General features: G+C 73.7%; 28 protein-coding genes and 1 pseudogene. 13 read left to right on the top strand and 16 right to left on the bottom strand.

Annotation, left to right across the window (positions count from 1 at the left end; translation table 11 throughout):
* Positions 1-852 carry a DUF3626 domain-containing protein gene (locus ACFYYN_RS16550; RefSeq protein ID WP_500546370.1) on the bottom strand — a complete coding sequence of 284 codons (852 nt, stop codon included), beginning with the start codon at positions 850-852 and terminating at the stop codon, positions 1-3.
* A gap of 82 nt (positions 853-934) precedes the next feature.
* On the opposite strand from ACFYYN_RS16550, the gene ACFYYN_RS16545 reads away from it, so the two are divergent.
* Positions 935-1,369 (top strand): hypothetical protein, encoded by a 435-nt coding sequence (locus tag ACFYYN_RS16545; protein WP_500546369.1) that lies wholly within the window; start codon positions 935-937, stop codon positions 1,367-1,369.
* A 65-nt stretch (positions 1,370-1,434) separates the two neighbouring features.
* On the opposite strand, the gene ACFYYN_RS16540 is transcribed toward ACFYYN_RS16545, so the two are convergent.
* The 5 genes from ACFYYN_RS16540 to ACFYYN_RS16520 all read right to left on the bottom strand — a co-directional run bounded on the left by ACFYYN_RS16540 (position 1,435) and on the right by ACFYYN_RS16520 (position 4,981).
* The gene (locus tag ACFYYN_RS16540; RefSeq protein WP_500546368.1) at positions 1,435-2,025 is read right to left on the bottom strand and encodes a shikimate kinase; all 591 of its coding nucleotides are present in this window, start codon (positions 2,023-2,025) and stop codon (positions 1,435-1,437) included.
* Positions 2,026-2,129: 104 nt separating this feature from the next.
* Positions 2,130-2,585, bottom strand: coding sequence for a tellurite resistance TerB family protein (locus ACFYYN_RS16535; RefSeq protein WP_500358628.1), 456 nt, complete (start codon positions 2,583-2,585; stop codon positions 2,130-2,132).
* A gap of 94 nt (positions 2,586-2,679) precedes the next feature.
* On the bottom strand, positions 2,680-3,552 hold the full coding sequence (locus tag ACFYYN_RS16530; protein ID WP_500324848.1) for an aldo/keto reductase: 873 nt from the start codon (positions 3,550-3,552) through the stop codon (positions 2,680-2,682).
* A gap of 171 nt (positions 3,553-3,723) precedes the next feature.
* Positions 3,724-4,299, bottom strand: coding sequence for a VIT1/CCC1 transporter family protein (locus ACFYYN_RS16525; protein ID WP_500546401.1), 576 nt, complete (start codon positions 4,297-4,299; stop codon positions 3,724-3,726).
* A 259-nt stretch (positions 4,300-4,558) separates the two neighbouring features.
* On the bottom strand, positions 4,559-4,981 hold the full coding sequence (locus ACFYYN_RS16520) for a hypothetical protein (RefSeq protein ID WP_500546367.1): 423 nt from the start codon (positions 4,979-4,981) through the stop codon (positions 4,559-4,561).
* Between the two features lie 271 nt (positions 4,982-5,252).
* Here ACFYYN_RS16520 and ACFYYN_RS16515 point away from each other — a divergent pair, with 271 nt between their 5' ends.
* Positions 5,253-6,020: an NPP1 family protein gene (locus ACFYYN_RS16515; protein WP_500436722.1), complete on the top strand. Its 768-nt coding sequence runs from the start codon at positions 5,253-5,255 to the stop codon at positions 6,018-6,020.
* Between the two features lie 56 nt (positions 6,021-6,076).
* Here ACFYYN_RS16515 and ACFYYN_RS16510 read toward each other — a convergent pair whose 3' ends face one another.
* The gene (locus tag ACFYYN_RS16510; RefSeq protein WP_499515961.1) at positions 6,077-6,934 is read right to left on the bottom strand and encodes an aldo/keto reductase; all 858 of its coding nucleotides are present in this window, start codon (positions 6,932-6,934) and stop codon (positions 6,077-6,079) included.
* A 169-nt stretch (positions 6,935-7,103) separates the two neighbouring features.
* Here ACFYYN_RS16510 and ACFYYN_RS16505 point away from each other — a divergent pair, with 169 nt between their 5' ends.
* Both ACFYYN_RS16505 and ACFYYN_RS16500 read left to right on the top strand, forming a co-directional pair.
* Positions 7,104-7,979 carry a LysR family transcriptional regulator gene (locus ACFYYN_RS16505; protein WP_500356608.1) on the top strand — a complete coding sequence of 292 codons (876 nt, stop codon included), beginning with the start codon at positions 7,104-7,106 and terminating at the stop codon, positions 7,977-7,979.
* A 130-nt stretch (positions 7,980-8,109) separates the two neighbouring features.
* A complete protein-coding gene (locus ACFYYN_RS16500; RefSeq protein ID WP_500546366.1) occupies positions 8,110-10,629 on the top strand; it encodes an excinuclease ABC subunit UvrA in 2,520 nt (839 codons plus the stop codon).
* 28 nt (positions 10,630-10,657) lie between these two features.
* On the opposite strand, the gene ACFYYN_RS16495 is transcribed toward ACFYYN_RS16500, so the two are convergent.
* The 6 genes and pseudogenes from ACFYYN_RS16495 to ACFYYN_RS16470 form a co-directional block, all read right to left on the bottom strand.
* Positions 10,658-11,110: a TIGR03668 family PPOX class F420-dependent oxidoreductase gene (locus ACFYYN_RS16495; RefSeq protein ID WP_500546364.1), complete on the bottom strand. Its 453-nt coding sequence runs from the start codon at positions 11,108-11,110 to the stop codon at positions 10,658-10,660.
* A 31-nt stretch (positions 11,111-11,141) separates the two neighbouring features.
* On the bottom strand, positions 11,142-11,966 hold the full coding sequence (locus ACFYYN_RS16490) for an LLM class F420-dependent oxidoreductase (RefSeq protein ID WP_500546363.1): 825 nt from the start codon (positions 11,964-11,966) through the stop codon (positions 11,142-11,144).
* A gap of 108 nt (positions 11,967-12,074) precedes the next feature.
* Positions 12,075-14,339 carry a protein translocase subunit SecD gene (secD, locus tag ACFYYN_RS16485; protein ID WP_500546362.1) on the bottom strand — a complete coding sequence of 755 codons (2,265 nt, stop codon included), beginning with the start codon at positions 14,337-14,339 and terminating at the stop codon, positions 12,075-12,077.
* 64 nt (positions 14,340-14,403) lie between these two features.
* The gene (locus ACFYYN_RS16480) at positions 14,404-14,832 is read right to left on the bottom strand and encodes a hypothetical protein (RefSeq protein ID WP_500546360.1); all 429 of its coding nucleotides are present in this window, start codon (positions 14,830-14,832) and stop codon (positions 14,404-14,406) included.
* A gap of 59 nt (positions 14,833-14,891) precedes the next feature.
* Positions 14,892-15,557, bottom strand: coding sequence for a response regulator (locus tag ACFYYN_RS16475; RefSeq protein WP_500546359.1), 666 nt, complete (start codon positions 15,555-15,557; stop codon positions 14,892-14,894).
* Positions 15,554-15,751: pseudogene (locus ACFYYN_RS16470) on the bottom strand (sensor histidine kinase); the annotation flags it as partial. The gene ACFYYN_RS16475 and the pseudogene ACFYYN_RS16470, both read right to left, overlap by 4 nt.
* On the opposite strand from ACFYYN_RS16470, the gene ACFYYN_RS16465 reads away from it, so the two are divergent.
* The 4 genes from ACFYYN_RS16465 (at position 15,690) to ACFYYN_RS16450 (ending at position 18,141) form a co-directional block, all read left to right on the top strand.
* Positions 15,690-16,013, top strand: coding sequence for a TraR/DksA C4-type zinc finger protein (locus tag ACFYYN_RS16465; RefSeq protein WP_500546358.1), 324 nt, complete (start codon positions 15,690-15,692; stop codon positions 16,011-16,013). The pseudogene ACFYYN_RS16470 and the gene ACFYYN_RS16465 sit on opposite strands and share 62 nt — an antisense overlap.
* A gap of 26 nt (positions 16,014-16,039) precedes the next feature.
* Positions 16,040-16,435, top strand: coding sequence for a TraR/DksA family transcriptional regulator (locus ACFYYN_RS16460; RefSeq protein ID WP_500546357.1), 396 nt, complete (start codon positions 16,040-16,042; stop codon positions 16,433-16,435).
* Complete coding sequence (locus ACFYYN_RS16455) at positions 16,435-17,220, top strand: rod shape-determining protein (RefSeq protein ID WP_500546356.1); 786 nt, start codon at positions 16,435-16,437, stop codon at positions 17,218-17,220. Before ACFYYN_RS16460 ends, ACFYYN_RS16455 begins: the two co-directional genes overlap by 1 nt.
* Before the next feature lie 78 nt (positions 17,221-17,298).
* Positions 17,299-18,141 carry an aldo/keto reductase gene (locus ACFYYN_RS16450; RefSeq protein WP_500324831.1) on the top strand — a complete coding sequence of 281 codons (843 nt, stop codon included), beginning with the start codon at positions 17,299-17,301 and terminating at the stop codon, positions 18,139-18,141.
* 16 nt (positions 18,142-18,157) lie between these two features.
* Here ACFYYN_RS16450 and ACFYYN_RS16445 read toward each other — a convergent pair whose 3' ends face one another.
* Complete coding sequence (locus ACFYYN_RS16445; protein WP_500546355.1) at positions 18,158-18,787, bottom strand: TetR/AcrR family transcriptional regulator; 630 nt, start codon at positions 18,785-18,787, stop codon at positions 18,158-18,160.
* Positions 18,788-18,880: 93 nt separating this feature from the next.
* Between ACFYYN_RS16445 and ACFYYN_RS16440 the strand changes: the two genes are divergently transcribed.
* Both ACFYYN_RS16440 and ACFYYN_RS16435 read left to right on the top strand, forming a co-directional pair.
* Positions 18,881-19,636 carry an SDR family NAD(P)-dependent oxidoreductase gene (locus ACFYYN_RS16440; protein WP_500546353.1) on the top strand — a complete coding sequence of 252 codons (756 nt, stop codon included), beginning with the start codon at positions 18,881-18,883 and terminating at the stop codon, positions 19,634-19,636.
* 50 nt (positions 19,637-19,686) lie between these two features.
* Positions 19,687-20,478: a class I SAM-dependent methyltransferase gene (locus ACFYYN_RS16435; protein WP_500546352.1), complete on the top strand. Its 792-nt coding sequence runs from the start codon at positions 19,687-19,689 to the stop codon at positions 20,476-20,478.
* Positions 20,479-20,898: 420 nt separating this feature from the next.
* On the opposite strand, the gene ACFYYN_RS16430 is transcribed toward ACFYYN_RS16435, so the two are convergent.
* Both ACFYYN_RS16430 and ACFYYN_RS16425 read right to left on the bottom strand, forming a co-directional pair.
* Positions 20,899-21,444: a GNAT family N-acetyltransferase gene (locus ACFYYN_RS16430; RefSeq protein ID WP_500546351.1), complete on the bottom strand. Its 546-nt coding sequence runs from the start codon at positions 21,442-21,444 to the stop codon at positions 20,899-20,901.
* A 401-nt stretch (positions 21,445-21,845) separates the two neighbouring features.
* On the bottom strand, positions 21,846-22,406 hold the full coding sequence (locus ACFYYN_RS16425; protein WP_500546350.1) for a GNAT family N-acetyltransferase: 561 nt from the start codon (positions 22,404-22,406) through the stop codon (positions 21,846-21,848).
* 435 nt (positions 22,407-22,841) lie between these two features.
* Here ACFYYN_RS16425 and ACFYYN_RS16420 point away from each other — a divergent pair, with 435 nt between their 5' ends.
* From ACFYYN_RS16420 to ACFYYN_RS16410, 3 genes are all read left to right on the top strand, one after another.
* Positions 22,842-23,873 carry a LacI family DNA-binding transcriptional regulator gene (locus tag ACFYYN_RS16420; RefSeq protein WP_500546349.1) on the top strand — a complete coding sequence of 344 codons (1,032 nt, stop codon included), beginning with the start codon at positions 22,842-22,844 and terminating at the stop codon, positions 23,871-23,873.
* Positions 23,874-23,986: 113 nt separating this feature from the next.
* Positions 23,987-25,261 (top strand): extracellular solute-binding protein, encoded by a 1,275-nt coding sequence (locus ACFYYN_RS16415; RefSeq protein WP_500546348.1) that lies wholly within the window; start codon positions 23,987-23,989, stop codon positions 25,259-25,261.
* A gap of 9 nt (positions 25,262-25,270) precedes the next feature.
* Positions 25,271-26,233, top strand: a complete 963-nt coding sequence (locus ACFYYN_RS16410) for a carbohydrate ABC transporter permease (RefSeq protein ID WP_499515940.1) — start codon at positions 25,271-25,273, stop codon at positions 26,231-26,233.

Genomic DNA, 26,233 nt, shown 5'->3' with positions numbered 1-26,233 from the left:
TCAACTTCGGGCGCCGTCCATCCCGAAGCGGGCGAGGCAGTGCCACACCTTCTTGAGCGCCTGGGGGTCGTGGCGGCCGGTCGCGGCGGCCGTGCCGATGACGCGGGGGTCGAGCAGGCCGTCGACCGCGATCCCGGCGCCCAGGCCCACGTACTCCTGGCCGCGGTACGCGGGGCGTAGCCGCAGTTCCTCGACGGTGAGCCGGAAGCCGCCGTGCCACTCCACGGGGCAGGGCAGTCGGCGGGCGGCGTCCTCGACGGCCGTTCCCTGGTAGCAGGGGTCCAGGACCAGCGCCTCGACATCGCGGTCCAGACGGACCGGTCCGTGGACCTGTGCCTCGATGTAGTCGTCGAGGGCGTCCCTGGAATCGGCCAGGGCGAGCGCGACCAGGCCCATGCGGTCCCCGACGCCGAAGTCCGAGGGTTCGAAGAAGCTGTCGGGGTAGCAGAACGTCGTCCGGGCCACCGTCCCTGCGCTCAGGCGGAAGTGGGCGGACCCGAACCGCGGCGCGGCGCCGACCGTCTTGCGGCGGAAGTTCAGCGCCCCGTAGACGGGGCGTTCGGCGGGCGGCGCGGCATCGTACGCACCGTTGAAGATGCGGCTCTCCCACCGCCACCGGTCACCGCCCGGCCGGGCGGTCAGGCCGCCGTTGCTCGTCCCCGTGACGAACTGCGAGTGGTAGACGCCGCCTTCGGACAGGGCCTGCAGCACCGGCTTGCCCCGCGCGGCCCGGTCCGGGTGGAAGTTCAGCGTCACCCGCAGCGCCGGATCCACCGGAGGTCCCGACGACAGCCCCGCGACGTGCCGCAGGGCCCGCTCCCGCGGGGTCGGGGCGGTGGCGTCGGTGGTCATCCACGCAGTGTCCCGCGGACGACGGGGAGTTCGCACATCCGCATCACCGGCCAGGCATGATGTGTCCATGCGGAGATCATCTTTGGGTTCAGTCACCGTCGCCCTCGCCCTGACGGCCCTGGCCGGCGCCTGCGGGTCGGGGGACAGCGACCGGGCACGCGGCCTGGCCCGTGATGCGTGCGGGACCTACGAGATGTTCCTCCCCGGCGGCTTCGACACTCCCGAAGACCGGGACACCGTCCGCGAGCGGGACATACCCGCTCTCGAGGAAAGTGCGCGCGAGGCCGCCCAGGCCGCCCGCCTCGACTCGGACTGGCGGGAACTCGCCCAAGGGCTGTCCAGGACGGTGGAGTGGGCCTCGGCGAGCCTCGAACTCGCCGACCTGAAGGCGGATGCGGCGCCGGCGTCGGACGGCACGGACGAGGCGGACGCACTGCAGGCCCGCGTCCTCAGCCTCGGCAGCGAGCTCGACGCCAACGATCCCCAGGCGCAGTGCCAGAAGGCCCAAGCCTCCTGACGCCGGGAGTCGCCGCACGGTCTGCCGCGGACGACCCCGGCGAACTCCCCGGCCACGACGCACCTTCACACGGGGCCGCCCGGGTGGGCGGGCAGGAGGCGCAGCACGTGGTCGATGCTCTGTTCCGGGGTGTCGCCCTCCGTGCACACGACGTGCGTCGCGACGGCACGGCACATGGGGTCGTGGAGCCATTGCGCGAGGAAGTCATGGCCGTCGGTGATCCAGTCGGTCCCCTTGGACGCCATCGAGCGGCTGCGCAGCACGGTGAGGGCGCGCTCCGGATCCGCGGCGGGGAGCAGCAGGTGGACCGCGGTGCAGGGGCGGAGGGCGGCGCGGACCTGTGCGGCGTGGCGGGGGTCGGCGTAGCTCGTGTGGCCCGCGCCGAGCGCGACCACCGCCCCGGGGTGGTCGGCGAGGACCCGCCGCACCGCGTGGACCCGGGCGGGCTCCCACTCACGTTCGGCTGCCACGCGGCCGAGGGCGGTGATGCGCTCGCGCAGGCGCGCGACGCTCCAGCCGACCTCGCGGTAATAGGTGTCGGCGACCGCGTCGAGGTCCGTGAAGGGGCGCCCGAGCCGGGCGGCGACGCCCCGCCCGACGGTCGACTTGCCCGTCGCGGCCGGGCCCACGAGGACGAGCAGCGGTGCGGCTTCCATGGCGGGCCATGATGCTGCATCCCCCGCGGCGAGGGGAGGGCCGGGACGCGTCGGGCCGCCCCCGGTCCCGGGGGCGGCCCGGCGTGCGCACCGTTCGGGGAGGGTCAGAGGTCGAACTCCGCCGGGGCCAGGTCGAGGGCGTAGCAGGCCTCGCGGACGACGGCCTGCTCGGTCTTGTCGAAGTTGCCGTCGGCGCCGCCGATGACGATGCCGATCTGGATGACGGCCCGCGCCTCGGCGGGCTTCTTCCTGGCCTTGGCGATCTCCTGGAGGATGCCGACCTTGCCGAAGTCGAAGTCGGCGGTGAGTTTGTCGAGGCAGTCGTCGAAGCGCCGCTGCAGGTCGGCGGCCGGGAAGTTCTGCAGGACCTCGTTGGTCGCGATGAGCTGCGCGACGCGCTGTCGTTCGGAGGGGTCCACGGTGCCGTCCGCGGCGGCGACGAGGGCGCACATCGCCATGCTCGCGTCGCGGAAGGCGCCGCTCTTCAGGTCGTTCTTCTTGGCGACGAGCTGCGTCTGCATCGTCGCGGCCGAGTCCTTGATGCGGTCCCAGAGGGCCACGGTCTCTCCTCAGGTGATGGTCCGGCGTTCACCGAGGAGGTAACGAAGGACGCGCGGCGCGAGTGCCGCGCCGCGCGGCGGCCGTGCCCTCGCGTCAGACCGCCGTCGTCAGCGCCTCGTACTGCTCGTCGGTGAGCCGGATGCCCGCGGCGGCGATGTTGTGCTCCAGGTGCGCGACCTTGGACGTGCCGGGGATGGGCAGCATGACCGGGGAGCGCCGCAGCAGCCAGGCGAGGGCGAGCTGGGACGGCTGGGCGCCGTGCGCCTCGGCGATGCGGTCCAGGGGGCCGCCCTTGCGCGCCAGTTCGCCCGTGGCGAGCGGGAACCAGGGGATGAAGCCCATGCCGTGCCGCTCGGCGTGGGCGAGGACGTCCTCGGCCGCCCGGTCGGCGAGGTTGTAGCGGTTCTGCACGGAGACGATGGTGGCGGTCCTCGCGGCCTCCTCGATCTGGGCCGTGGTCACCTCGCTGAGCCCGATGTGCCGGATCTTGCCCTCCTGCTGCAGCGCGGCGAGTTCCCCGACCTGGTCGGCGATGGGCACCTCGGGGTCGACGCGGTGCAGCTGGAGCAGGTCGATGCGCTCGACGCCCAGGTGGCGCAGGCTCAGCTCCACCTGCTGCCGCAGGTACGCGGGCCGCCCGACCGCGACCCACTGTCCGGGGCCCGGGCGGGCGAAACCCGCCTTGGTGGCGATCACCAGGTCCTGCGGATAGGGGTGGAGGGCCTTGCGCAGGAGCAGTTCGGCGGTGAAGGGGCCGTAGGCGTCCGCGGTGTCGATGAAGGTGACGCCGAGGGTGACCGCGCGCCGCAGGACCCGTACGGCCTCGTCGGGGTCCGCGGGGTCGCCCCACACGCCCTCGCCGGTCAGCTGCATCGTCCCGTAGCCCAGCCGGTGGACGGGCAGGTCGCCGCCGAGGTCGAAGGTGCCGGAGTCGCGGGCGTCGGCCTGCGCGCTCGTGGATGTCATGGGGGTCTCCTCGCGTCGTGCCGGCGGACGGCTGCTCACCAGCTTCGGGGCCGCGTCCGCTCCCCGCTCGGCGGACTACGCCGACCGGCGCCCCCCGGCCGGTCCCTCAGCTCACCGCCTGCCCGCCCAGGGCGCCCAGGGCGTACGTCGCGGCCGAGGCGGCGGCGACGATCAGCGACTGGCGTGCCGCGGTCCAGGCGGCCTTGCGGGGGCCCGCGCCGGAGCCGAGGCGCCGACCAGGAGCGAGGCGAGGGCGGTCACGGCGGCGGACGCGGCCACCGCGGCCGTCCCGGAGGTGAGGAACCACGGCAGCAGCGGCACGAGGGCCCCCGTCGCGAAGAGCAGCGGCGAGCTGACGGCGGCGACCATGGGCGATCCGGCCTCCCGGGCGCTGACGCCGAACAGGATGCGCAGGGTCGTCTGCCGGGTGGTGCGCTCGGCGGCGGCGATGCCCCCGCCGGCCCGGACCGCGGTCTCCTTGTCGGGGCCGCGGTCGCGCATGCGGCGCGTCATGTGCGCCGGCACGACGGGGGGCGACAGTGTCCACGCCCGGTGGAGCGCGTCCTCCATGCCGCCGGCAATCTGCCGCCGGCCGCGTGCGGAGACCCGCTCCCCCGCGGCCATGGACAGGGCGCCGGCGAGCAGGCTCGCGGGGCCGGTCAGCCGTACCGTCCCGGGACCGGCGCTCGCGCCCGCGACGCCGAGGATCAGACAGAGGTTGGTGACCAGGCCGTCGTTGACGCCCAGCAGGGCGGCCCGCCGCCGCCCGCGACGCGATGGGCGGTGCGGGCGAGCGCGGCGAGTTCGGCCCCCGCGACGGCGTCGCCCTGCGCGCTGCGCCGGGCGGGGGGTCCCAGCGCGGCGCGAGCACCGAACGGTCAGGACCCGTCGATGCCCTGCACAGCCTCCTCGCCGTTCGTCGCATCAGGCTGCGGTCGTGCCCGGTGCGGGGGCGGTGAAGGGCGGCGGGGCGGTGTGCCGGGCCCGCCGGGGGAGCGGCCGGCCGTCAGCCGACCGCGTCCTCGAGGCTGTCGTGACCGGTGGCGGCCAGGATCGACTCGCGGACCCCGGGGCAGCCCTGCTGCGCGGCGGCGTCGAAGTCCGCGGCCGTGCGCGGCTGCTGCTCCGGGTGGTCGGAGACCCAGGTGGCCAGGTCGATCGCCAGGGCGGCCTGCGCCCCGACATCGGAGCCGATGTCCTTCACCTTGGGCTGCTCATCGGTGAGGAAGGCGCAGAAGGCCGCGGCGTCGACCGGGTTGGCGTCGCCGTCCTTCGCCGGGTCCTGCGCGGAGGCGCTCCTCGACGCGCTCGCGCTCGCGTCCGGCGCCGGCGTGCCGGCGGAGGGCGATCCGCCCCCCGCTTCGGCGCCCTTGCCGCCGCACGCGGTCAGGAGCAGCAGCAACAGGGCGGCGGGCACTGCGTACTTCATGGTTCCCCCTCCTTCAGGACGCCCCCACGACGTCCGGTGCCGCCATCCAACGCCATCCGCCGGCGCATGTCCCGCGGGCACACGGGTTCGGTGGCCGGCGGTGACGGTCCCGGGACGTCGCGGCCGTCCGGCCCTGCCCCCGCTATTGGTTGACGCTTCATCACCGGGACATCCGGCGAGGCTCGACGTGTCACCGCGGTTCGGGAAAGATGAGCCGAGCATGTCAATCAGGCCGTGCATTCCCCCACCGCGGTCGACCAGGAGGAAGCAAGTGAAGAGAAGCTCGCGTACCGGCAGGGTCCCGGCTGTCGTCGGCAGCGCGGTCGCGCTGGTGATCGCCCTTCCGGGGACGGCGTTCGCCGCCCCGCCCCCCGCCCTGCCCGCCAACGCGGACGGCCTGGAGCAGACGTTCCAGCCGGCGTTCGACTACGACACGGACGGCTGCTACCCCACCCCCGCCATCGGCCCCGACGGCACCATCAACCCGGGCCTCAACCCCACCGGCGCCCTGAACGGCAACTGCCGCGACCAGTCGGACCTGGACAACACCAACGGCTACGCCCGCTACAAGTGCAACAACGGCTGGTGCGCCATCATCTACGGCCTCTACTTCGAGAAGGACCAGGCCATACCCGGCATCAGCCTCGGCGGCCACCGCAACGACTGGGAGCACGTCGTGGTCTGGGTGAAGGACGACCAGGCCCAGTACGTGTCCACGTCGGCGCACGGCAACTTCAACATCTACGGCCGCGACCAGATCCGCTGGGACGGGACCCACCCCAAGGTCGTCTACCACAAGGACGGCGCGGGCACGCACTGCTTCCGTCCCGCCAACACCAACGACGAGCCGCCGGAGAACCACTACCACGGCTGGCAGTTCCCCGACCTGATCGGCTGGAACGGCTACCCCGCGGGCCTGCGCGACAAGCTGAGCCAGGCCGACTTCGGCAGCGCGGTCTTCGGCCTGAAGGACGGCAACTTCAACGGCCACCTGGCCAAGGCCAAGCCGGCGGGCATCCCGTTCGACCCGAACGCCTGACGCGTGCGCCGGGACGGGGCGGCGCACCGCCCCGCCCCGTCCCGGGCACGGCCGTGTCAGACGGCGTCCAGCTCCGCGATCTCCTCGGCGGTGAGCACGAGTTCCACCGCGGCCACCGAGTCACGGATGGTCTCCGGCCGGCTGGAGCCGGGGATCGGGATCACGTAGGGGGACTTGGCGAGCATCCACGCCAGGCACACGCGCTGCGGGCTGACCCCGTGGGCCTGCGCGACCCGGGCGAACGGCGCGTAGGAGGAGCCGAGTTCGCCTGCCTGGGAGATGCCGCCGAGCGGGCTCCACGGCAGGAAGGCGATGCCGAGCTCGTGGCACAGTTCGAGCTCCGGCTCGCTGGAGCGGAAGGCCGGGGAGAACTGGTTCTGCACGGAGACCAGCCGGCCGCCCAGGATCTCGTCCGCCTGCCGGATCTGCTCCGGGTCCGCGTTGGAGACGCCGGCCATGCGGATCTTGCCCTCGTCGAGCAGGTCGCGCACCGCGCCGACGGACTCGGCGTACGGGACCTTGGGGTCGGGGCGGTGGAACTGGTACAGGCCGATGGCCTCCACGCCCAGCCGGCGCAGCGAGTCCTCGCAGGCCCGCTTGATGTGCTCGGGCGAGCCGTCGAGGGTCCAGCGGCCGTCGCCGGGGCGCAGGTGGCCGCCCTTGGTGGCGACCAGGACGTCGGAGCCGCGTCCGTGGGACGCCAGCGCCTTGGCGATCAGGGTCTCGTTGTGGCCGACCTCGTCGGCCCCCAGGTGGTAGGCGTCCGCCGTGTCGATCAGCGTGACACCGGCGTCGAGCGCCGCGTGGATGGTGTCGATGGACCGCGCCTCGTCCGGCCGGCCCTCGATCGACATGGGCATGCCGCCCAGGCCGATCGCGCTGACCTCGGTGGCGCCGATGCGGCGAGTCTCCATGTGTCCGTGGCCTTTCTCGGCTTGCGTCTCGTTCTTGCGCACTGATGGCGTGCCGGCACGGCCGGAAACGGGCCGCAGCCGTGCGGGCACGCGCTCAAGCCTCGCCGGAGCTGCACCCACACGTCCAATAGAAGAAAGCGAACGCATTCAGGAGCTAGGCTTCTGAATCATGGAGCTACGCCATCTGGAGTACTTCGTCGCGGTCGCGGAGGAGCACCACTTCACCCGCGCCGCCGAACGCCTCATGATCTCGCAGTCGGGTCTGTCCGCCTCCGTACGCGCCCTGGAGCAGGAGCTCGGCACGCCGCTGTTCGTGCGCAGCACCCGCAGCGTGGAGCTGACCGCGGCGGGCCGGGCCCTGCTGGACGAGGCCTGCCGCACGCTGGCGAGCGTACGGGCCGCCAAGGAGGCCGTGGCGGCCGTGCAGGGCCTGATGCGCGGGGTGCTCACCATCGGCACCGAGCAGTGCCTGGCCGGCGTCGACGTGCCGGCACTGCTGGCCCGCTTCCGGGCCCAGCACCCGGGCGTGGAGGTCCGGCTGCGGCAGGCCGGGTCGGCCGCCCTGGTGCAGGACATCACCAGCGGCCGGCTGGACGTGGCGTTCACGGCCCTGAGCGGCGAGGCGCCCGAGGGAGTGCGGCTGATGCCGATCACCCGGGCCCCGATGGTCCTGCTGTGCCACCCCGGGCACCGGCTGGCCGGGGCGGACTCGGCCGGCTGGGCGGACCTCGGCGGCGAGGAGTTCGTGGACTTCCACCCCGACTGGGGCGCGCGCGGGCTCACCGACCGGGCCTTCGCCGCGAACGGGGTACCGCGCCGGGTCGCCCTGGAGGTCAACGACGTGCACAGCCTGATCGACCTGGTCCACCACGGGCTCGGGATCGCCGTCGTGCCACGGCCCATCGCCCGCAAGGAGCACGCCGCGGGACTGCGCACCGTGACGCTGGACGGCGCCGAGGACCACGTCTGGGAGGTGTCGGCCGCCCTGCCCCAGGAGGACCGGGTCTCCCCCGCCGCCCGCAAACTGCTGTCCTACCTGCCGTGACGTCACCGTCCACGCCTTCGCCGGCGGCCCCGCCGTGGACCTGCGGGCACCCGCAGCCGCGCGCACACTGGTGCCGGGCGCGCGGTGCCGCGCTCCCGGCACGTACCCCCACCCCGTTCTCCGGAGGGGCATGAACAGCACGGCCCACGACCCGTACGTCCGGGTGCGCGGCGCCCGCGAGCACAACCTGCGCAACGTCGACGTCGACGTCCCGCGGGACGCGCTGGCGGTGTTCACGGGGGTCTCCGGCTCGGGCAAGTCCTCGCTGGCGTTCGGCACCATCTACGCCGAGGCGCAGCGCCGCTACTTCGAGTCCGTCGCCCCGTACGCCCGCCGGCTCATCCACCAGGTGGGCGCGCCGGCGGTCGACGACGTCCTGGGGCTGCCCCCTGCGGTCGCCCTGGAACAGCGCCGCGGGGCGCCCACCTCCCGCTCCTCCGTGGGCACGGTGACGACCCTGTCCAACACGCTGCGGATGCTCTTCTCCCGCGCGGGCCGCTACCCGCAGGGGGCGGAACCCGTGGACTCCGACGCCTTCTCCCCCAACACGGCCGCGGGCGCCTGCCCGGTCTGCCACGGGCTGGGACGGGTGCACCGGGCCACCGAGGAGCTGATGGTCCCCGATCCCTCGCTGAGCGTCCGGGAGGGCGCGATCGCCGCCTGGCCGGGCGCCTGGCACGGCAAGAACCTGCGGGACGTCACCCGCACCCTCGGGTACGACGTCGACCGGCCCTGGCGCGACCTGCCCCCGCAGGACCGGGAGTGGATCCTGTTCACCGACGAACAGCCGGTGGTGACCGTGCACCCGGTGCGGGAGGCGGGCCGGATCCAGCGCCCGTACCAGGGCACCTTCCAGAGCGCGCAGCGCTACGTCATGCACACCTTCGCCGACTCCAAGAGCCCGGCGCTGCGCGCCCGCGCGGAGCGGTTCCTGGAGAGCTCGCTCTGCCCCGCCTGCGACGGCAGCCGGCTGCGCCCGGAGTCCCTGGCCGTCACCTTCGCCGGCCGGAGCATCGCCGAGCTCAACGCGATGCACCTCGCACGGCTCGCCGACGTGCTGCGCCCGGCCGCCCGCGGCGCGGTGGACGACCTCCCCGAAGGCCCGGAACGGCAGATCGCCACGACGCTGTGCGCCGACCTCGTCGCGCGGATCGAGGTCGTCACCGAACTCGGCCTGGGCTACCTCAGCCTGGACCGCACGACGCCCACGCTCTCCCCCGGCGAGCTGCAACGCCTGCGCCTGGCGACCCAGTTGCGCTCCGGCCTGTTCGGTGTGGTGTACGTGCTGGACGAGCCCTCGGCCGGGCTCCACCCGGCGGACAGCGAGGCACTGCTGACGGTCCTGGTGCGGCTGCGGGAGGCCGGGAACTCGGTGTTCGTCGTCGAGCACGACATGGACGTGGTGCGCCGCGCGGACTGGATCGTCGACGTCGGACCCCTCGCGGGCGAGCGCGGCGGCCAAGTGCTGTACAGCGGCCCGGTGGACGGACTGGAGGCGGTCGCCGAGTCCGCCACCCGCCGGTTCCTGTTCGCCGCGGGACCCGATCCGGCCGCCGGGCGCACCGCACGGAAGCCGTCGTCGTGGCTGGGTCTGCGCGGCATCGCCCGGCACAATCTGCGCGGCATGGACGTCGACCTGCCCCTCGGGGTGTTCACGGCGATCACGGGGGTGTCGGGTTCGGGCAAGTCGACCCTGGTGGGCGTACTGGCCGGGGTGCTGACGGAGCACCTGGGGCCTTCCGGCACCGCGGACGACGCGGCCGTTCGCGCGGACGCCGCCGACGGCGACGGCGACGACGACGAGGCCTGGGAGGGCGCCGGCGCCGGGCCGGCGTTCGGCGTCCTGGCGGACGGCCTGCAGGCGGTGGACCGGCTGGTGCGGGTGGACCAGAAGCCCATCGGCCGCACCCCGCGCTCCAACCTCGCCACCTACACCGGCCTGTTCGACGCGGTGCGCAAGCTCTTCGCGGCCACCGACGACGCGCGGCGGCACGGCTACAAGGCCGGGCGCTTCTCCTTCAACGTCGCGGGCGGCCGCTGCGAGACCTGCCAGGGCGAGGGCTTCGTCGCCGTCGAGCTGCTGTTCCTGCCCGGCACGTACGCCCCCTGCCCCACCTGCCACGGGGACCGCTACAACGAGGAGACCCTGTCGGTCCGTTACCGGGGGCGGAACGTCGCGGAGGTGCTCGGCATGAGCGTGGACGCGGCGGCGGAGTTCTTCACCGACGTCCCCGCGGTCGCCCGCAGCCTGCGCACCCTCCAGGAGGTGGGGCTGGGCTACCTGCGGCTGGGGCAGCCGGCCACCGAGCTGTCGGGCGGCGAGGCGCAGCGGATCAAGCTCGCCTCCGAGCTGCAGCGCGGCCGCCGCGGGCACACCGTGTACCTGCTGGACGAGCCCACCACGGGCTTGCACCCGGCCGACGTGGAGCTGCTGATGCGGCAGTTGCACGAGCTGGTCGACGCCGGCCACTCGGTCTTCGTCGTCGAGCACGAGATGAGCGTCGTGGCGGGTGCCGACTGGGTCATCGACCTGGGCCCCGGCGGCGGGGACGCCGGAGGGAAGGTCGTCGCCACCGGGCGGCCCGCGGAGGTGGCCGGGGCCGGGGGCAGCCGTACGGCGCCCTACCTGGCGCGCCGGCTGACGGGCTGACCCTTCCCTCCGCGGTCCGCCCCCGGCTTCACACGGCCCGCCAGCCGCTCCAGCGCCCTACGGAGATCTCCACCACGGGCCCGGCGGGCGGACGGCCCGCGTACTGACCGTACTTGGCGGTCAGCAGGGCGACGCAGCGGGCGGCCGCTGCCGATCCGCAGGTCGGTCCGCCGGCCGGTTCTCCGACCGGGGGGAGGACGCGGGCCGTGCCGTCGGCGCGGGCCCACCACAGCAGGTCCCAGTCCTCGTCGTAGCGGTCGGCGAGCAGGCAGACCGACGGGTTGGCGTCGATGTTGGCCAGGCGTTTCAGGCGCGTGGTCCGTTTGGGTTTGTGGTCCACGGCCAGCGCGACCGTGTCACCGTCCACGGCGAAGACCACCGGCACCAGGTGCGGCACACCGACGGCGTCGGCGGTGGCCAGGCGTGCGACGCGTGCCGCGGCGAAGCGCTCGCGTGCCTCGCCGCTCGTCAGGGCCGGCATCGGGTCCTCCCCTCGTCGGGGTCCCGCCGGGTCAGCGGAACCGGTCGGCCAGCGCGGCCAGTCCGTCCAGGTGCTCCAGGGTCTCCCGTTCGGGCAGCGTCGGCAGGTGGAGCAGCACCCGTTCGACGCCGAGCCGCTGGTAGCCCTCGAGCTGCTCGGGGCCGCCGCGGACCCCGTACACCGTCACGGGCACGTCGCGCCCGGTGACCTCGCGCAGCCGCTCGATGCGCGGGCCGAGGTCGTCCGGCGCGTCACTGTTGGCGAGCCAGGCGTCACCGAACTCGGCGACCCGACGGAACGCGCGCTCGCCGCCGCCGACGTAGATCGGCGGATGGGGCCGCCGTACCGGCTTGGGCCAGGCGAAGACGGGGTCGAAGTCGACGAACCGGCCGTGGAACTCGGCCCTGTCCGCGGTCCACAGCTCGCGGATGGCCCGCAGCCGTTCGTCGGTGAGCAGGCCGCGCGTGGCGGGGTCGGCGCCGTGGTTCCGCATCTCCTCGCGGTTCCACCCGACGCCGACGCCGAGAACGGCACGGCCGTCGGAGACCAGGTCGAGGGAGGCCACCTCCTTGGCCGTGTGGATCGGGTCGCGCTGCGGGATCAGCGCGATCCCGGTGCCCAGCAGCAGACGCCGGGTGACGGCGGCGATCACGGAGAGGGCGACGAAGGGGTCGAGGGTGCGGTAGTACACCTCCGGCAGCTCGCCACCCATGGGGTAGGGGCTCTCGCGCTTGACGGGGATGTGGCTGTGCTCGGCGATGAAGAGCGAGTCGAACGCCCGTTCCTCCAGGGCGGTGCCGAGCGGGGCGGGGCGGATGCCCTGGTCGGTGATGAAGGTGGAGATCCCGATGTACACGACGGCTCCGTGGGTGGCGGCGAGCGGATGGCACCTCTGTGCTGCCTACCCCGTCCGGGTGGCCGCGCGCCCACGACCACCCGGGAGGAGCATCGCGCCGGGTGTCCCTCAGCCGGCCGCCACCGGGCGCGCGGTCACCGGCGCCCGCTCGCGCCGGTGCAGTTCCACGGCGAGCGGCGCGGCGGTGAACACCGAGGACCAGGTGCCCACGGCGAGCCCGATGAACAGGGCCAGCGCGAAGTCGGCAAGCGATCCCTCCCCCAGCACGGCGAGCGCGGCGAGGACGAACGCCGCGCCCATCCCGGTGTTCACGGTGCGGGGCACCGTCTGCAGGACCGCCGCGTTGGCGACACGGGCGAAGGGGCGCCTCCGGTCGCGCCGGGTCAGTTCCCTGACCCGGTCGAAGACGACGACGGAGTCGTTGACCGAGTACCCGACGACGGTCAGCAGGGCCGCGACGAAGACGCCGTCGACGGGCTTGCCGAGCCAGGCGAACACCCCCACCAGGACGACGACGTCGTGCACCATGGCGACCACCGCCGCCGCGCCGAACGTCCACCGGAACCGGGCGGCCAGGTAGAGGAGTTGGGCGGCCAGGGCCACGGCGAGGGCGATGACGGCGCCGCGGCGCAGCTCCTTGCCGATGCCGGGCCCGACGGACTCGTCACGGAGTTTCTCCGCCTGCCCGCCGAGGCCGCTGATCGCCGCGGTGACGCGGTCCTGCTCCGGCTCGGTCAGGTCCGCGGTGCGCACGGTGAGACGGTCGTCGCCCGAGGTCTGCACGACGGCCCGCGGGAACCCGGCACCGCCGAGGACCTCGCGTGCGCGGTCGGCGCTCACCGGCCGGTCCGTGGCGTACTCGATGAGCCGGCCACCGGTGAACTCCACCCCGAGGTCGGCACCCCGCACCAGGACGCCGGAACCCGCAAGGACGAGGACCGCCGCCGACACGGCGAGCCAGCGCCGTGGGCGCCGCATCAGGTCGGGGTCGCGGCGGGTGATCCGTTCCCGTACGGCGCCGATGCCCGCGATGCCGGACAGGTGCGGGCGCCATCGGACGAAGCGGCGGGCGACGGCCGTTTCGGCGAGGGCCCGGGTGATCACCAGCGCGCTGAGCATCGACGCGAGGACACCGATGCCGAGGGTGACGCCGAAGCCGCGCACCGGCCCGGAGCCCAGGAAGAACAGCAGCGCGGCGGCGATGAGGGTGGTGACGTTGGTGTCCGCGACGGCGCTGAAGGCCTTCCGGAACCCGGCGGTCAGCGCGGACCTCAGGCTGGCGCGGCGCCGTGCCGCGTACTCCTCGCGGGCCCGTTCGAAGACGAGCACGTTGGCGTCCACTGCCATGCCGATCGCCAGGACGAATCCCGCGAGTCCCGGCAGGGTGAGGGTCGCGCCGAGGGCTGCCAGCGCGGCGTAGGAGACCAGGCCGTAGCAGGCGAGCGCGACGACGGCCAGGGCGCCGACGAGGCGGTAGACCGCGATGACGAACAGCGAGGTCAGCACGGTGCCGATGCCCGCGGCCCAGACGGCGGCCGTGACGGCCGCGGCGCCCAGGGTGGGGCCGACCGTGCGCTGCTCGACGGTCTCCACGGGTACGGGTAGGGCGCCCCCGCTGATGAGCAGGGCCAGTTCGCGTGCCTCGGCGTCGTCGAACGTGCCCGTGATCCGGGTCGAGCCGCCGGTGATGCCGGTCCGGCAGGCGACCGACGGGTCGACCTGCGGGGAGGAGATCACCTTGTCGTCCAGGACGATGGCGACGCGACGCGACGGGTCGCCCGGGGGACGGCAGGCCGCCTCGCCGGTCAGGCGCGCCCACGCCTCCCGGCCCTCCCCCTTGAAGTCGAGGTCGACGTACCAGCCCGCACCGGTGTCCTGGTCGAAGCGGGCGTGCGCGCCCTTGACGTCCCCGCCGGTCAGGGAGGCGGCACGGAGCCGGAGCGACTGGCCTGACTCGTCGGCAAGGACGCGTTCCGCAGGCCGCTCGGGCAGCGGGGTCGTGACCTCGTCGCCTTCGCGGGCCGTGCCGAGCACGGCGTGGAAGGTGAGCTGGGCGGTGCGGCCGAGGACGGCGGCGGCTTGCGCCGGGTCCTGCACACCGGGCAGTTCGACGATGATCCGGTGGTCACCGGACTGCACGATGGCGGGTTCCGCGACGCCGAGGGCGTCGACGCGGCCGCGCAGCACCTCGACGGTGCGGGCGGTGGCCTCGGCGTCGGCGGGCGCCGAGGGGGTCGAGCGGGTCTCCAGGACGATCTGGGTGCCGCCACGCAGGTCGAGTCCGAGGCGGACCGGCACGGTGGCGGCGACGTAGAGGGAGAGGGCGACGGCAACGAGGGCGAGCAACGCCCGCACGCGCGTGGCGCGTGTCACGGGGGCCTCCAGCAGGCAGGGCGCAGCCGCACGGGGCGGCCTGCGAGGGAAATGTGAGGGAGTATCAGATGCCTGTGGAGGAGGGCGGGGAACGTCCGCGGCAGGGTGACGCCTGCGCGGTCTCGGGGGCGTCACCGGCTGCGGACGGTCGCGGCGTGACGGACCGCGGGCAGGTGAGGGCGGTCCGGGCGGAGGCGGTCGCGGCGTCGAGGAGCGGCGAGTGCCGCTCACCCGGGGCGTCGCGCCAGGACCGGGCGGACGCGGCACGGTCGGCGTACGGCCCGGTGGCGTACGGACCTGCGACGTACGGACCGGGGTCCCGGTCACCCGTGGCGGCGGGGGACGGCGGGGCGTGCCCGGGTCCTGACGCGGCGACGGCCGGGACGAGGAGCCCGAGGAGGGCAAGCAGGCCGGCGACCAGCGTCCCGGCGACCGCCGTCGCCGACCGGCGAGGGCCGCGCGGGCGGGCCGCGGGGGCACGGCGCGGCGCCAAACGGCACCTCCTCGTCGGTCGTCGGGGGTGGGGAGGGAAGCGAAGTCCGGGCGGCGGGCTCACGCCTCGATGAGGCCGGCCCTTATCGCGTAGCGGGTGAGCTGCAGCCGGTCGTGCAGGCCGAGTTTGCCCAGCAGGTTCGCGCGGTGCCGGTGGACGGTCTTGACGCTGATCACCAGCGTCTCGGCGATCTCCTTGGAGGAGTGGCCCTCGGCGACGAGCTTGAGCACCTCCTCCTCGCGCGCCGTCAGCACGTGGTCCGGGGCCTCCTGGCCGTGGCGGGCGCGGTCGAGGTAGTTGCGGATCAGGGCGGTGACCGCGCCGGGGTAGAGGAACGGTTCGTCGCGCATCGCGGCCCGGCAGGCGGCGACCAGGTCGCGGTCGGCGACCGACTTCAGCACGTAGCCGCAGGCACCCGCCTTGAGCGCCTGGAAGAGGTACTGCTCGTTGTCGTGCATCGTCAGCATCAGGATGCGCAGTCCCGGTTTCAGCGCGGCCAGGTCGCGGGTCGCCTGCAGGCCCGTGAGCCGGGGCATCGAGACGTCCAGGATGGCGAGGTCGACGTCCTGGGCGCGGGCCAGCGCGATGGCCTCCGCACCGTCGCCGGCCTCGGCGACGACCTCCAGGTCCGGTTCGCGGTCGAGGATCAGCCGCACCCCGCGGCGCACCAGGGCGTGGTCGTCGGCGAGGAGGATGCGGATCGGGGTCGGTCCGGTCGGGGTCATGAGCGGTCCCTCGGGGCGGGCACGGTCAGGCGGACCTGGGTGCCGGCCCGTGGAGTGGAGGTGATGTCGAGCGCGGCCCCGAGGAGCAGGGCCCGTTCGCGCATGCCGCGGATGCCGGCGCCCTCGTGGACGATGCCGGTGCCGCGTCCGTCGTCGCTGACGCCGAGCACGACGTGGCCGGCGCCGTGGCGCAGGCGCCTGGAGCACGAGCGCAGCACCCGGCTGACCCAGCTCCGGGCCGTCGCCGAGGCCGGCTGGGCGGCGGACGACCACGTCATGGTCGTGCAGAAGGAGGCCATCCAGCGGGTGCTGGGGGAGATCGAGGCCGCGTTCGCACGCCTCCAGGAGGGCAGTTACGGGGTCTGCCCCGACTGCGCCAAGCCCATACCGGCCGAGCGCCTGGAGATCCTCCCGTACGCGCGCTGCTGCGTCGCCTGCGGGCGCCGTGCCGCGTGACCCGTGACCAGCCGGAGAAAGGTGACGTGGTGAACCACCGGACCGCGGACGACCGCGCCGCTCATCTGTCCGCCGAGGACCTCGCCGGGCTGCGCGCGAGCCTCCACGAGCAACGCCTGTTCCGCCGGGACCAGTTGCGGCAGGTCGCCGCGGCAGGGCCGGCCGGGCCGCTCCGGCCGCCGGGAGAGCGGGCAGGAGAGCGGGCGGGAGAGCGGGCGGCCGCGCGGGAAGAGGTCCGCGCCGCGCTCGCCGCCTCGGCCCGGATGGTGCTCGCCGACGTCGAGGCGGCCCTGGAGCGCATGCGCGAGGGGCGGTACGGGGTCTGTCCGCTGTGCCGGGAGCCCATCCCGCTGAACCACCTGGTGGTCGTCCCCCAGGCCCGATACTGCGGCCGCTGCCTGCAGGCGCGGGGGGCCGAGTGATGAGCGCGCCGTGGCTGCCGGTGCGCCGGCAGACGGGCTTCGCCCTCGACCTGGGCAGTGCCCGCACGCGGGTCCGGGCCCTCGGCCGGGGCATGGTGCTCGACGTGCCCACGGTGACGTTCCCGGGCTCGGGCACCGTCCACCCCGTCCGCCGCGGCGTCATCGACGTCCCCGGCACCGCCCGGATGCTCGACCGGTTGCTCCGCCACCGGCTGCCCCGTCTCGGCCGCCCGCTGGTCGTGCTGACGGCGCCCGTCCTGGACGGCGTCGCCTACCGCGCGGCGGCCCGGGCCGCCGTGGAGGTCCTGCGGCCGCGCGCCGTCCTGACGGTGCCCACGGCGCGGGCCGTGGCCCTCGCGGCCCGCGAGGACCTGAACCGCCCGCTGCTCGTGGTGGACGTCGGCGCCCACCTCACGGAGACGGTCCTGCTGGTCGACGGCGCGGTGACCGACGCGCACCGCGCGGAGCTCGGCACCACCGGCCTCGACGCGGACCCCGGTGCCGCCGCACGCCTCGTCGACGCGCTGGTGGCCACCGTGGCGACCGTGCTGGAGGAGGACCGGACGGCTGCCGCACCGGCCGCCCTGGCGCACGGCGTCCTCCTCGCCGGCGGGGGCGCACTGCGCCCCGAGGTCGTCCACCGTCTCGCGCGCCGGCTCGACGTCCCCGTCAAGGTGGCGCCGGCCCCGCACACCGCGGCCGTGCGCGGCGCGGCCGAACTCCTGGGATCCGCCCGCCTCCACCCGTCGTTCACCGGCAACGTCCGCGCGCCGGTGCCGGAGTAGGAGCCGGCGCGGTCCACCGAGTTGCACGACCGGATGCGGGGTGGTGGCCTGAAGGGGTGTCGTGCCGGGGAGGCAGGGATGGCGACAGCGTCGATGCGTACGGTCCGGCTGTCCTCCAGGGACGTCCCCGCGCTCGGCCAGGGCACCTGGTACCTCGGTGCGGACCCGGGCCGCCGCCGCGAGGAGCTCGCCGCCCTGCGGCTCGGTGTGGACCTGGGCATGTCGATCGTCGACACCGCCGAGATGTACGGCGACGGCGCGGCGGAGGAACTGGTCGGGGAGGCGATCGCGGGACGCCGTGCCGAGGTGTTCCTCGTGAGCAAGGTGCTGCCGGACCACGCCGACCGCCGTGGCGTCGTCGCGGCCTGCGAGGCGAGTCTGCGACGGCTCCGCACGGACATCCTGGACCTGTACCTGCTGCACTGGCGGGGGCGGCATCCGCTGGAGGAGACGCTGGCCGGGTTCACCGAGCTGATGGCCGCCGGAAAGATCCGCACCTGGGGGGTCAGCAACCTGGACGCCGGGGACATGGCCGAACTGGTCTCCCTCCCGGGCGGTTCGGCCGTGGCGGTGGACCAGGTGCTCTACAACCTCACCCGGCGCGGCATCGAGTGGGACCTGCTGCCCTGGTGCCGGCGCAACCGGGCCGGAGTGATGGCGTACTCCCCCGTCGAGCAGGGCAGACTGCTGCGTTCCGCACCGCTGCTGGCCGTGGCGGACGGCCTCGGCGCCACGCCCGCCCAGGTGGCGCTGGCGTGGGTGCTGGAGCAGGGCGTGGCGGCGATCCCCCGCTCGGGGCGGCCCGAGCACGTGCGCGAGAACCGCGCCGCGGCGGACCTGCGGCTCCCCGCGGAAGCGCTGGCGGCGCTGGACGCCGCGTTCCCGCCGCCCCGCGGGCCCGTGCCGCTGGAGGTGCTCTGAGGGGTGCCGTGCCCGGTCAGGGAGCCGACGGCACGGGTGCGGGTACCGGTACGGGTGCGGCGAGGAGCCGTTCGATGCCCAGGTCGAGGGCGGCTTCCAGGTGCGTGAGCGAGCCCGTCGACATCAGGATCGAGACACCGCCCTGGATGCCCGCGAGGAGGGCGGCCGCGACACGGTCGGCGTCCATCTCCGGTGAGATCTCCCGCTGCTCCTGCATGGCCCGGATGCCGGTGGTGATCTGGGCCTGCCACGAGGCGAGGAGTTCCCTGGTGACGGCCTGCGCGCCGGGCGTGGCGGGGCTCAGCTGCGAGATGAGCGTGCCGAGCGGGCACTGCTGCCCCTGCCGCCGGTAGCGGTCGACGACCGCGTCCCGCCAGTCGTACCAGGCCTGCCAGGAGGTGAGCGCGCCGAGGTGCGGCTGCTGGTCGGCCAGGACCCGGCCGGCCTCGTGCCGGGCCACGGCGAGCAGCAGCTCCTCCTTGCCGCCGGGGAAGTAGTGGAAGAGCTGGCTCTTGCTGGTGGCCGTGCGGGCGCGGATGTCGTCCAGGGTGGTCTCGACCGCGCCTCGCTCGCGGATCTCCTCCGCGGCCCCCTCGACGATCCGCTGCCGGGTGGCGGCGCCCTTGGCCGTCAGTCGTGCTGCCATGCCTCCATCCTGCCACTTTCTGGACTTGCAGGTCCAATTTCTGGGTGGCACCTTGGCCGTTCCCAGCCGGTTCACGGAGAAAGGTGCGGAAACATGACCCAGCGACTCACCGGGCGGACGGCCCTGGTCACCGGTTCCACCACGGGCCTCGGCGCCGCCATCGCGGCGGCCCTGGCCGCCGAGGGCGCGTTCGTCGTCGTCAGCGGACGAGACGCGGCCCGCGGTGCCGACGTCGTGGCACGCATAGAGAAGGACGGCGGCTCGGCGGCGTTCGTCGGCGCCGACCTGTCGGGCGGCGCCGACGCGGTCGGCCGCCTCGTCACCGACGCGCTCGCGGCGGCCGGCGGCCGGATCGACGTCCTCGTCAACAACGCGGCGCTCCTGCTCACGCCCACGCCGACCGCCGAGGTCCCGCAGGAGACCATCGACCAGGCACTGGCGGTGAGCGTGCGGTCGGTGTTCCTCCTCACCGGCCTGCTGGCGCCGCCCATGGCCGAGCGCGGCCACGGCGCCGTGGTCAACCTGGGGTCCATCAACGGCATGCGGGGCACGGCGCATTCGGCGCTCTACAGCATGACCAAGGCGGCCGTGCACTCGCTCACCATGTCGTGGGCCGCGGAGTACGGACCGCACGGGGTCCGGGTCAACACCGTGGCCCCCGGTCCCACCCTGACGGAGAAGGTCGCGGCGATGGAGGAGCACCTGACCCCGATCATCGCGCGCATGCCCGCGCGCCGCGCCGGCGACCCGGCGGAGGTGGCATCGGCCGTCGTGTTCCTGGCGAGCGACGAGGCCTCGCAGATCCACGGCGCCACGCTCACCGTCGACGGCGGGTTCACCGCGGTGTAGCGACCGGCCGCCGACGGGTGACCGCGTCCGGTGCTTGCCACAATGAGGGCATGACCAGCGCCGGTCGCTACGGTGAGCACTTCTTCCGCCCGGAGGACGCCGGCGAGGGCGACCGCATCGACCTCGCCGCCGCCACGTACGACGACACCACCCTCGCCCGCCTGCGGCAGCTCGGGGCGGGCCCCGGGTGGCGCTGCCTGGACGTCGGCGCCGGCACGGGCACGGTGGCGCGCAGACTGCTGCGCGACGCCGGGGTCAGCGAGGTGCTCGCGGTCGACCGGGACGTACGGTTCCTGGCGGCGCGTCCGACGCCGGGCCTCACGGTGCGGCAGGCGGACGTCACCGTGGACGACCTCCCGCCGGGGCGGTTCGACCTCGTCCACGCGCGGTTCGTGCTGATGCACCTGCCGTCGCCGGACCGGATGATCGCCACGCTCGGCGGCCTGCTCGCCCCCGGCGGCGTCCTGGTGGTCTGCGACGCCGTGGACCTGACCACCGCCGCCGCCCCCGACACGCCGTACACGCTGGCCATGCGGGCGATGTGGCGGGGGCTGCGCGACACCATCGGCACCGACGTCTCACGGGTGCCGCGCTACCCCGGGATGCTCAGGGCGGCCGGGCTCCGGTCGGTCGCGGCGGAGATCCACGTTCCGCCGCTCCTGCCCGGCAGCACGATCAGCCGGTTCTGGGCGGAGACCTGGCACCGGACCCGGTCCACCATGATCGCCACCGGCCTCGTCGACGACACCCTCCTCGACGAGGCCCTGCGCTACCTGGACTCCCCCCAGTGCGCCGACCTGTCCCCCGGCATGCTCACGGCCTGGGGCCGGTCGCCGCTCTAGGCATGCCGCCGGGCACCGGCCAACGGCGTGACGCCACCCATGGGCGCGGGGAGCATCACCCGACCGGCCCCCGGTGGCGTGCGAGCGCGCGGGCCCACGACGAGGCTGGGCGATGGTGTAGTTGGAGGGCTCCGACTCTCCCCGTTCGAGCCCTCATCGCCATGAGTCGGGCCCCTGCCGCAACGGCGCGGCGGGGGCCTGCGGCATGCCGAGGCTCCCCTCCGCCGCGAGTGCTGCCCGCGGTCGGCGTACTTCGGCGACCACACTCCGCATCGGCGAACTCGGCACAGAGGAAGACGAAGAGCCCACCGAGTGACTGCCCGGAGTACCGCTACCCAGCCGGCGCGGCCGACCAGCCCCTGCACTGCGGGCCGCATCATTCGGCGAGGTCAGCCGATCTCGCACCCCGCAGTCACACCTTCACGAGCTGTACGTGCGGTTCTCTCCGCGGCGGTCCGGCTTTACCAGCCGCGCCTCCAGGACACCGATCCCGGAGTCGTCGGCTGCGCGACTCGTGCCGTCGCGATCGAAGCCCGCTCGTTCGTAGAACCGCATCGCCAGAGCGTTCGGAACGTACGCGTACACGCACAACGGACCGTAGCCGCGGCCCTCGAGGTCGGCCACCGAGTGTGCGAAGAGCCGGCGGCCCAGGCCGGTGCCGATGCGGTCGGGTTCGACGTAGAGGCCGTAGACTTCGGCGGCGCTGGGTCCGAGGTCCGAGTCCTGGTCCTGATCGGCCGGGCCGGTCCGGCAGAACCCGGCTACTGCGTCGCCTTGCTGTACGACCCACAGGCGGTGCTCGTCCGGGAGTTCGGCCAGGTAGTCGGCCCAGTCCTCGGCGTCGCTCACAGGGTCGAGCCCGTCGAGGAATCCCGGGCTCATGAAACCGGCGTACGCCGCTCTCCACGCACGGACCTTCAGTGCGCCGATGGTCCGTGCGTCCTCGGGAACGGCAGTGCGGATCATGGGCCGATCATAGGTACGGGTCGGTGTCCGATGCCCGGCGATTCCCTCACCCGAAGGGCTTGTTGCCGGGTACCGGGCCGCTGGACTCATACCAGCCTGCGACTTCGGCGTCCTGTTGCGAAGCGGAAGGCAGAGTCCCCAGAGCCGGGGTGCTGGGGATGGACCATGCCGGAGGCCGCATCCACCGGTACGCCTGTGCCTGCGGGGCACACCAGCGTTCGGACCGCGCCGCGAACGCATCGAAGTCCAGGTCTACGTCGAGCCGTTCGTCCGGGCAGCGAACTTCGCCTGCGGTGACCTGGGCGAGGTGAACTCGTCGCCCTCGTTCACCGCCTGACGATGCGCTCGCGGCACATCGCTCAATCGCGTCCGGACCGCGTCCGATTACGACCCTGCCCCGGTCAGCCACCAACGACGCCCGCCAAGTCCCCCGGCACCAGGGAGAACACGACGAGGTCGACCCGGCCGGTGTGCACGAACCCCGCGTTGCGCAGGACGCCTTCACGGCGCAGGCCGGCCTTCGTGGCGACGCGCTGGGAGGCGGTGTTGCCCGTCGCCGCGCGGAGTTCCAGGCGCTGGAAGCCCTGTTCGGCCAGCAGCCAGGTCGCGAGGGCCCGGGTCGCCTCCGTAGCGATGCCGCGTCCCCTCGCCCAGGGGGAGACCCAGTAACCGACCTCGCTCGTCAGTGCCCGCCAGTCGGTCCGTTTCAGGCCGACGGTGCCCACCAACCGTCCGCCGTCCGCGTCGGTGACGGCGAAGTGGATGCCGTCGCCGGACTCGCGCAGGGCGTGCGAGACCGTCGTGCACCAGGCCGTCGCGTCGTCGAGCGTGTAGGGGCGGGGCAGGGGCAGCCACCGCTGGGTGTGGGGGTCCTCACAGCTGGCCCGGGTGTCATGGGCGTCGTCCGGGGTGAACGGGCGCAGGAGGAGCCGTTCGGTGCGCAGGACCGTGTCCGGGAACACATCCGTCTCCGTCGTCGTCTCCGTCCGCCGCCCGCGGCGGGGTTGGGCAGACGCTAGCAGCACGCCGTGCCCTACCGGCAGCCCCTCAGGGGCCGTGACGCACTGTCACAGCTCGCTCCCTGCGTGGTGACGGTGCATCGAGGCGACATTTCGGACTTATCGTTGCACTTGCCACATATAACTCCCCAACTGAGAGTAGGCCCTTGACACTCCGCCCCCCGAGGTTCATGGTTCCTCACATCGCTCGTTTAAACCGGTTCAAACGCGAGGTGACGAGATCCCTTCGCGCTGGTTGCCCCGGTATGCGAGTGCAAGAACGTGCTGCCTCCGGCGCCGAAGGTGCCGCCGGACGGTGTGCCCCTCGGGGTACGCCGGCCGACGGGACCCGCGGATGCGGATGTGGCGCCCTTCCGCCGCCGTACACGGAGAGTCCGCATGGCCAGACGCCCCACGATCGCCGATGTCGCCCAGCTGGCGGGTGTGTCCAGGGCGACGGTCTCCTTCGTCCTCAACGACCGCCCCGGCGTGGCCGCCGCGACCCAGGAACGGGTCCGCGCGGCGGCCGAGAAGCTGGGCTGGACGCCGAGCCGCAGCGCCCGCGCGCTGTCGACCGGGCGGGCCAGGGCCGTCGGCCTGGTCCTGACCCGCGAGCCCGACCTGATCGGCACCGACCCTTTCTACCCGGCCTTCATGGCGGGCATCGAGTCCGTCATATCCGAGTCCGGTGACGGCCTCATGCTGCACGTGACGGGCCCCCGCAACGAGATGGACACCTACCGCCGCCTGGTGGACGACCAGCGCGTGGACGGGGTGTTCCTCACCGACCTGCGCATGGACGACCCCCGCCCCGCGCTGCTGCGGGAACTGGGCCTGCCCGCCGTGGCCGTCGGCGCCGACGACGGTGTCGAGGGGATCGCCACCGTGAACCTGGACGACCGGCCGGTGGTCGCGGGCGCCGTCCACCACCTCGTCGGACTCGGCCACCGCCACATCGCCTACGTCGCGGGCCCCGAGGAGTACCTGCACGCCCAGCGGCGGCTGGGCGCCTGGCGGGACGCGCTCGCGGAGGCGGGCCTGCCCCCGGGCCCGGTACTGCCGGGCGGCTTCACCGCCGAGGGCGGCGCGCTCGCGACGCAGGCCCTGATCACGCGGGGCGACCGGCCCACCGCCATCGTGTACGCCAACGACCTGTCGGCCACCGCCGGCATGGCGGTCGCGCAGGAAGCCGGCCTGCGGCTGCCCGACGACCTGTCGGTGGTCGGCTTCGACGACGTACCGCTGGCCTCCTGGACCAGACCCTCGCTCACCACCTGCCGTGCCGACGCCGCCACCTGGGGCCGCGCCGCCGCACTCGCCCTGATCGAGACGATCGAGCAGGGCACCACCCCGCACGTGGAACTGGACCCGGCCGCGCTCATGGTGCGCGGCTCCACGGGCCCGGCCCCCGCCGGAACCGCACGCCCCTGAACGCGCGCCCGACGCGCCCACGACGTTCTCCGCTCCCCGGAGGGCCGTCACCGAGGCAGGACGACGCCCCGGAACGGCCTCTCCCCACCCCTTGAGAACCCGGAGCCACCGCAATGAAGAAAACCCTCCTGACCGTCCTCTCGGCCGTCGCCCTGACCGTGCCCCTCGCGGCGTGCGGCAGCGGCGGGTCGGACTCCGCCGGGGGCGGCGACGCCGCCCACGGGCCGATCACGGTCTGGTACTCCAACAACGCCCAGGAGGTCGCCTGGGGCAAGAGCATGGTCGCGTCCTGGAACGCCGCCCACCCCGACGAGAAGGTGAAGGCGCAGGAGATACCGGCGGGCAAGAGCTCCGAGGAGGTCATCGGCGCGGCCATCACGGCGGGCAACGCCCCGTGCCTGATCCTCAACACCGCCCCCGCGGCGGTGCCCGGCTTCCAGAAGCAGGGCGGCCTGGTGGCCCTGGACGACTTCCCCGGTGGGGAGGCGTACCTCAAGGCGCGGACCGGCGACCGGCTCTCGCAGTACGCGTCGCCCGACGGCAAGTACTACCAGATGCCCTGGAAGAGCAACCCCGTCATGATCTTCTACAACAAGGACCTGTTCAAGAAGGCCGGGCTCGACCCCGAGCACCCCAAGCTCTCCACCTACCAGGACTTCCTGACCACCTCGCGCGCCCTGGTGAAGGGCGGTGCGCACGCCGCCATCTGGCCGGCGCCCACCTCCGAGTTCTACCAGTCCTGGTTCGACTTCTACCCGCTCTTCGCGGCCCAGACCGGCAAGCAGCTCGTCGAGGACGGCAAGGCCCAGTTCGCCTCGCCCGACGGCGTCAAGGCCGCCGAGTTCTGGAAGACGATGTACGCGGACCACCTGGCCCCCAACGAGCAGTACAACGGGGACTCCTTCGCCGACGGCAAGTCCGCCATGGCGATCGTCGGCCCGTGGGCCGTCTCCGTCTACGGCGACAAGGTCAAGTGGGGCGCCGTGCCGGTGCCCACCGCGACCGGCGCCGAGGCCAAGGGCACCTTCAGCGACGAGAAGTCCATCGGCATGTTCACCGCGTGCAAGAACAAGGGCACGGCCTGGGACGTGCTGAAGTTCGCCACCAGCAAGGAGCAGGACGGCAAGCTGCTGAAGGCCACCGGCCAGATGCCGATGCGGCAGGACCTCCAGGCCGCGTTCCCCGACTACTTCGCCTCGCACCCGGACTACAAGACCTTCGCCGAGCAGGCCGACCGCACCGTCGAGGCCCCGAACGTGCCGAACTCCGTCGAGATCTGGCAGACGTTCCGCGACGCCTACACCAAGTCCGTGATCTTCGGGAAGGGCGACGTCGAGGGCGCCTTCCGCGAGGCCGCGGGCAAGGTCGACGGCCTGGCGAAGCAGTGAGTCACGGCCATGTCCTCCACGCACCATGACGTCCTCCGCCCCGGGTCCGCCCGGGGCGGGGCCCGCCCCCGGGCCGACCGCGAGCCGCGGCCGCGCCGGCTGCGGTTCGCGGGCCGGCAGCCGATCGGCCTTGCCTTCGTCTCCCCGTACCTGATCTACCTGGCCGCGATCTTCCTGTACCCGCTCGGCTTCGCGGTGTGGATCTCCTTCCACGACTACTTCTTCGCCGCGCCGGGCGCCCAGGTGGACCGTCCCTTCGTGGGGCTGGCCAACTACACGGCCGTGCTGACCGATCCGGCCGTGTGGCGTTCCTTCGGCAACATCGCGGTCTTCCTGGTCATCAACGTGCCGCTGACGGTGGCGGCGTCGCTCGTGCTCGCCACCGCCCTCAACTCCAAGCTGCGGGCGCGCACGTTCTTCCGCACCGCCTACTACGTCCCGTACATCACCGCCAGCGTCGCCGTCGTCGGTGTGTGGCTCTTCCTGTTCAACTCCAACGGCCTGGTCAACAAGGCGCTCGGGCCGCTCGCGCCGGACCCGTCGTGGCTGGTCAACTCGCACCTCGCGATGCCGACCATCGCGCTGTTCGTCGCCTGGAAGCAGCTCGGCTTCTTCATCGTGCTCTACCTGTCGGCGCTGCAGAACGTGCCCGGCGAGCTCTACGAGTCGGCCGCGCTCGACGGCGCGGGCAAGGTGCGGATGTTCTGGTCCATCACCGTCCCTGCGGTGCGCACCGCGACGCTGCTGGTGCTGGTCATGGCGACGGTGACGGGCGCGAACCTGTTCACCGAGCCGTACCTGCTGACCAGCGGCGGCGGACCCGACGGCGCCACCACCTCACCGGTGCTGCTGATGTACCAGCGCGGTCTGCAGCAGGGCCACCCCGACGAGGCCGCGGCGATCGGCGTGATCCTCGTCGTGCTGATCACCGGGATCTCCCTCCTCTACCGCCGTCTGCTGGAGAGGGACTGA

It is taken from the genome of Streptomyces sp. NPDC001902 (assembly GCF_042891295.1).
Classification (GTDB): Bacteria; Actinomycetota; Actinomycetes; order Streptomycetales; family Streptomycetaceae; genus Actinacidiphila.
Note: the sequence above shows the minus strand (reverse complement) of the source record. Positions and strands in the feature narration are given on the sequence as shown.

What these genes read in the sequence shown, in the direction of transcription:
- ACFYYN_RS16455 (WP_500546356.1), top strand. Translation starts at nt 16,435, where the DNA reads ATGAGCGCGCCGTGGCTGCCGGTGCGCCGGCAGACGGGCTTCGCCCTC.
- ACFYYN_RS16500 (WP_500546366.1), top strand. Translation starts at nt 8,110, where the DNA reads ATGAACAGCACGGCCCACGACCCGTACGTCCGGGTGCGCGGCGCCCGC.
- ACFYYN_RS16540 (WP_500546368.1), bottom strand. Translation starts at nt 2,025, where the DNA reads ATGGAAGCCGCACCGCTGCTCGTCCTCGTGGGCCCGGCCGCGACGGGC.
- ACFYYN_RS16520 (WP_500546367.1), bottom strand. Translation starts at nt 4,981, where the DNA reads ATGAAGTACGCAGTGCCCGCCGCCCTGTTGCTGCTGCTCCTGACCGCG.
- ACFYYN_RS16430 (WP_500546351.1), bottom strand. Translation starts at nt 21,444, where the DNA reads ATGATCCGCACTGCCGTTCCCGAGGACGCACGGACCATCGGCGCACTG.
- ACFYYN_RS16465 (WP_500546358.1), top strand. Translation starts at nt 15,690, where the DNA reads ATGCCGGTGCCGCGTCCGTCGTCGCTGACGCCGAGCACGACGTGGCCG.
- ACFYYN_RS16550 (WP_500546370.1), bottom strand. Translation starts at nt 852, where the DNA reads ATGACCACCGACGCCACCGCCCCGACCCCGCGGGAGCGGGCCCTGCGG.
- ACFYYN_RS16495 (WP_500546364.1), bottom strand. Translation starts at nt 11,110, where the DNA reads ATGCCGGCCCTGACGAGCGGCGAGGCACGCGAGCGCTTCGCCGCGGCA.
- ACFYYN_RS16510 (WP_499515961.1), bottom strand. Translation starts at nt 6,934, where the DNA reads ATGGAGACTCGCCGCATCGGCGCCACCGAGGTCAGCGCGATCGGCCTG.
- ACFYYN_RS16440 (WP_500546353.1), top strand. Translation starts at nt 18,881, where the DNA reads ATGACCCAGCGACTCACCGGGCGGACGGCCCTGGTCACCGGTTCCACC.
- ACFYYN_RS16410 (WP_499515940.1), top strand. Translation starts at nt 25,271, where the DNA reads ATGTCCTCCACGCACCATGACGTCCTCCGCCCCGGGTCCGCCCGGGGC.
- ACFYYN_RS16445 (WP_500546355.1), bottom strand. Translation starts at nt 18,787, where the DNA reads ATGGCAGCACGACTGACGGCCAAGGGCGCCGCCACCCGGCAGCGGATC.
- ACFYYN_RS16450 (WP_500324831.1), top strand. Translation starts at nt 17,299, where the DNA reads ATGGCGACAGCGTCGATGCGTACGGTCCGGCTGTCCTCCAGGGACGTC.
- ACFYYN_RS16475 (WP_500546359.1), bottom strand. Translation starts at nt 15,557, where the DNA reads ATGACCCCGACCGGACCGACCCCGATCCGCATCCTCCTCGCCGACGAC.
- ACFYYN_RS16420 (WP_500546349.1), top strand. Translation starts at nt 22,842, where the DNA reads ATGGCCAGACGCCCCACGATCGCCGATGTCGCCCAGCTGGCGGGTGTG.
- ACFYYN_RS16505 (WP_500356608.1), top strand. Translation starts at nt 7,104, where the DNA reads ATGGAGCTACGCCATCTGGAGTACTTCGTCGCGGTCGCGGAGGAGCAC.
- ACFYYN_RS16435 (WP_500546352.1), top strand. Translation starts at nt 19,687, where the DNA reads ATGACCAGCGCCGGTCGCTACGGTGAGCACTTCTTCCGCCCGGAGGAC.
- ACFYYN_RS16530 (WP_500324848.1), bottom strand. Translation starts at nt 3,552, where the DNA reads ATGACATCCACGAGCGCGCAGGCCGACGCCCGCGACTCCGGCACCTTC.
- ACFYYN_RS16415 (WP_500546348.1), top strand. Translation starts at nt 23,987, where the DNA reads ATGAAGAAAACCCTCCTGACCGTCCTCTCGGCCGTCGCCCTGACCGTG.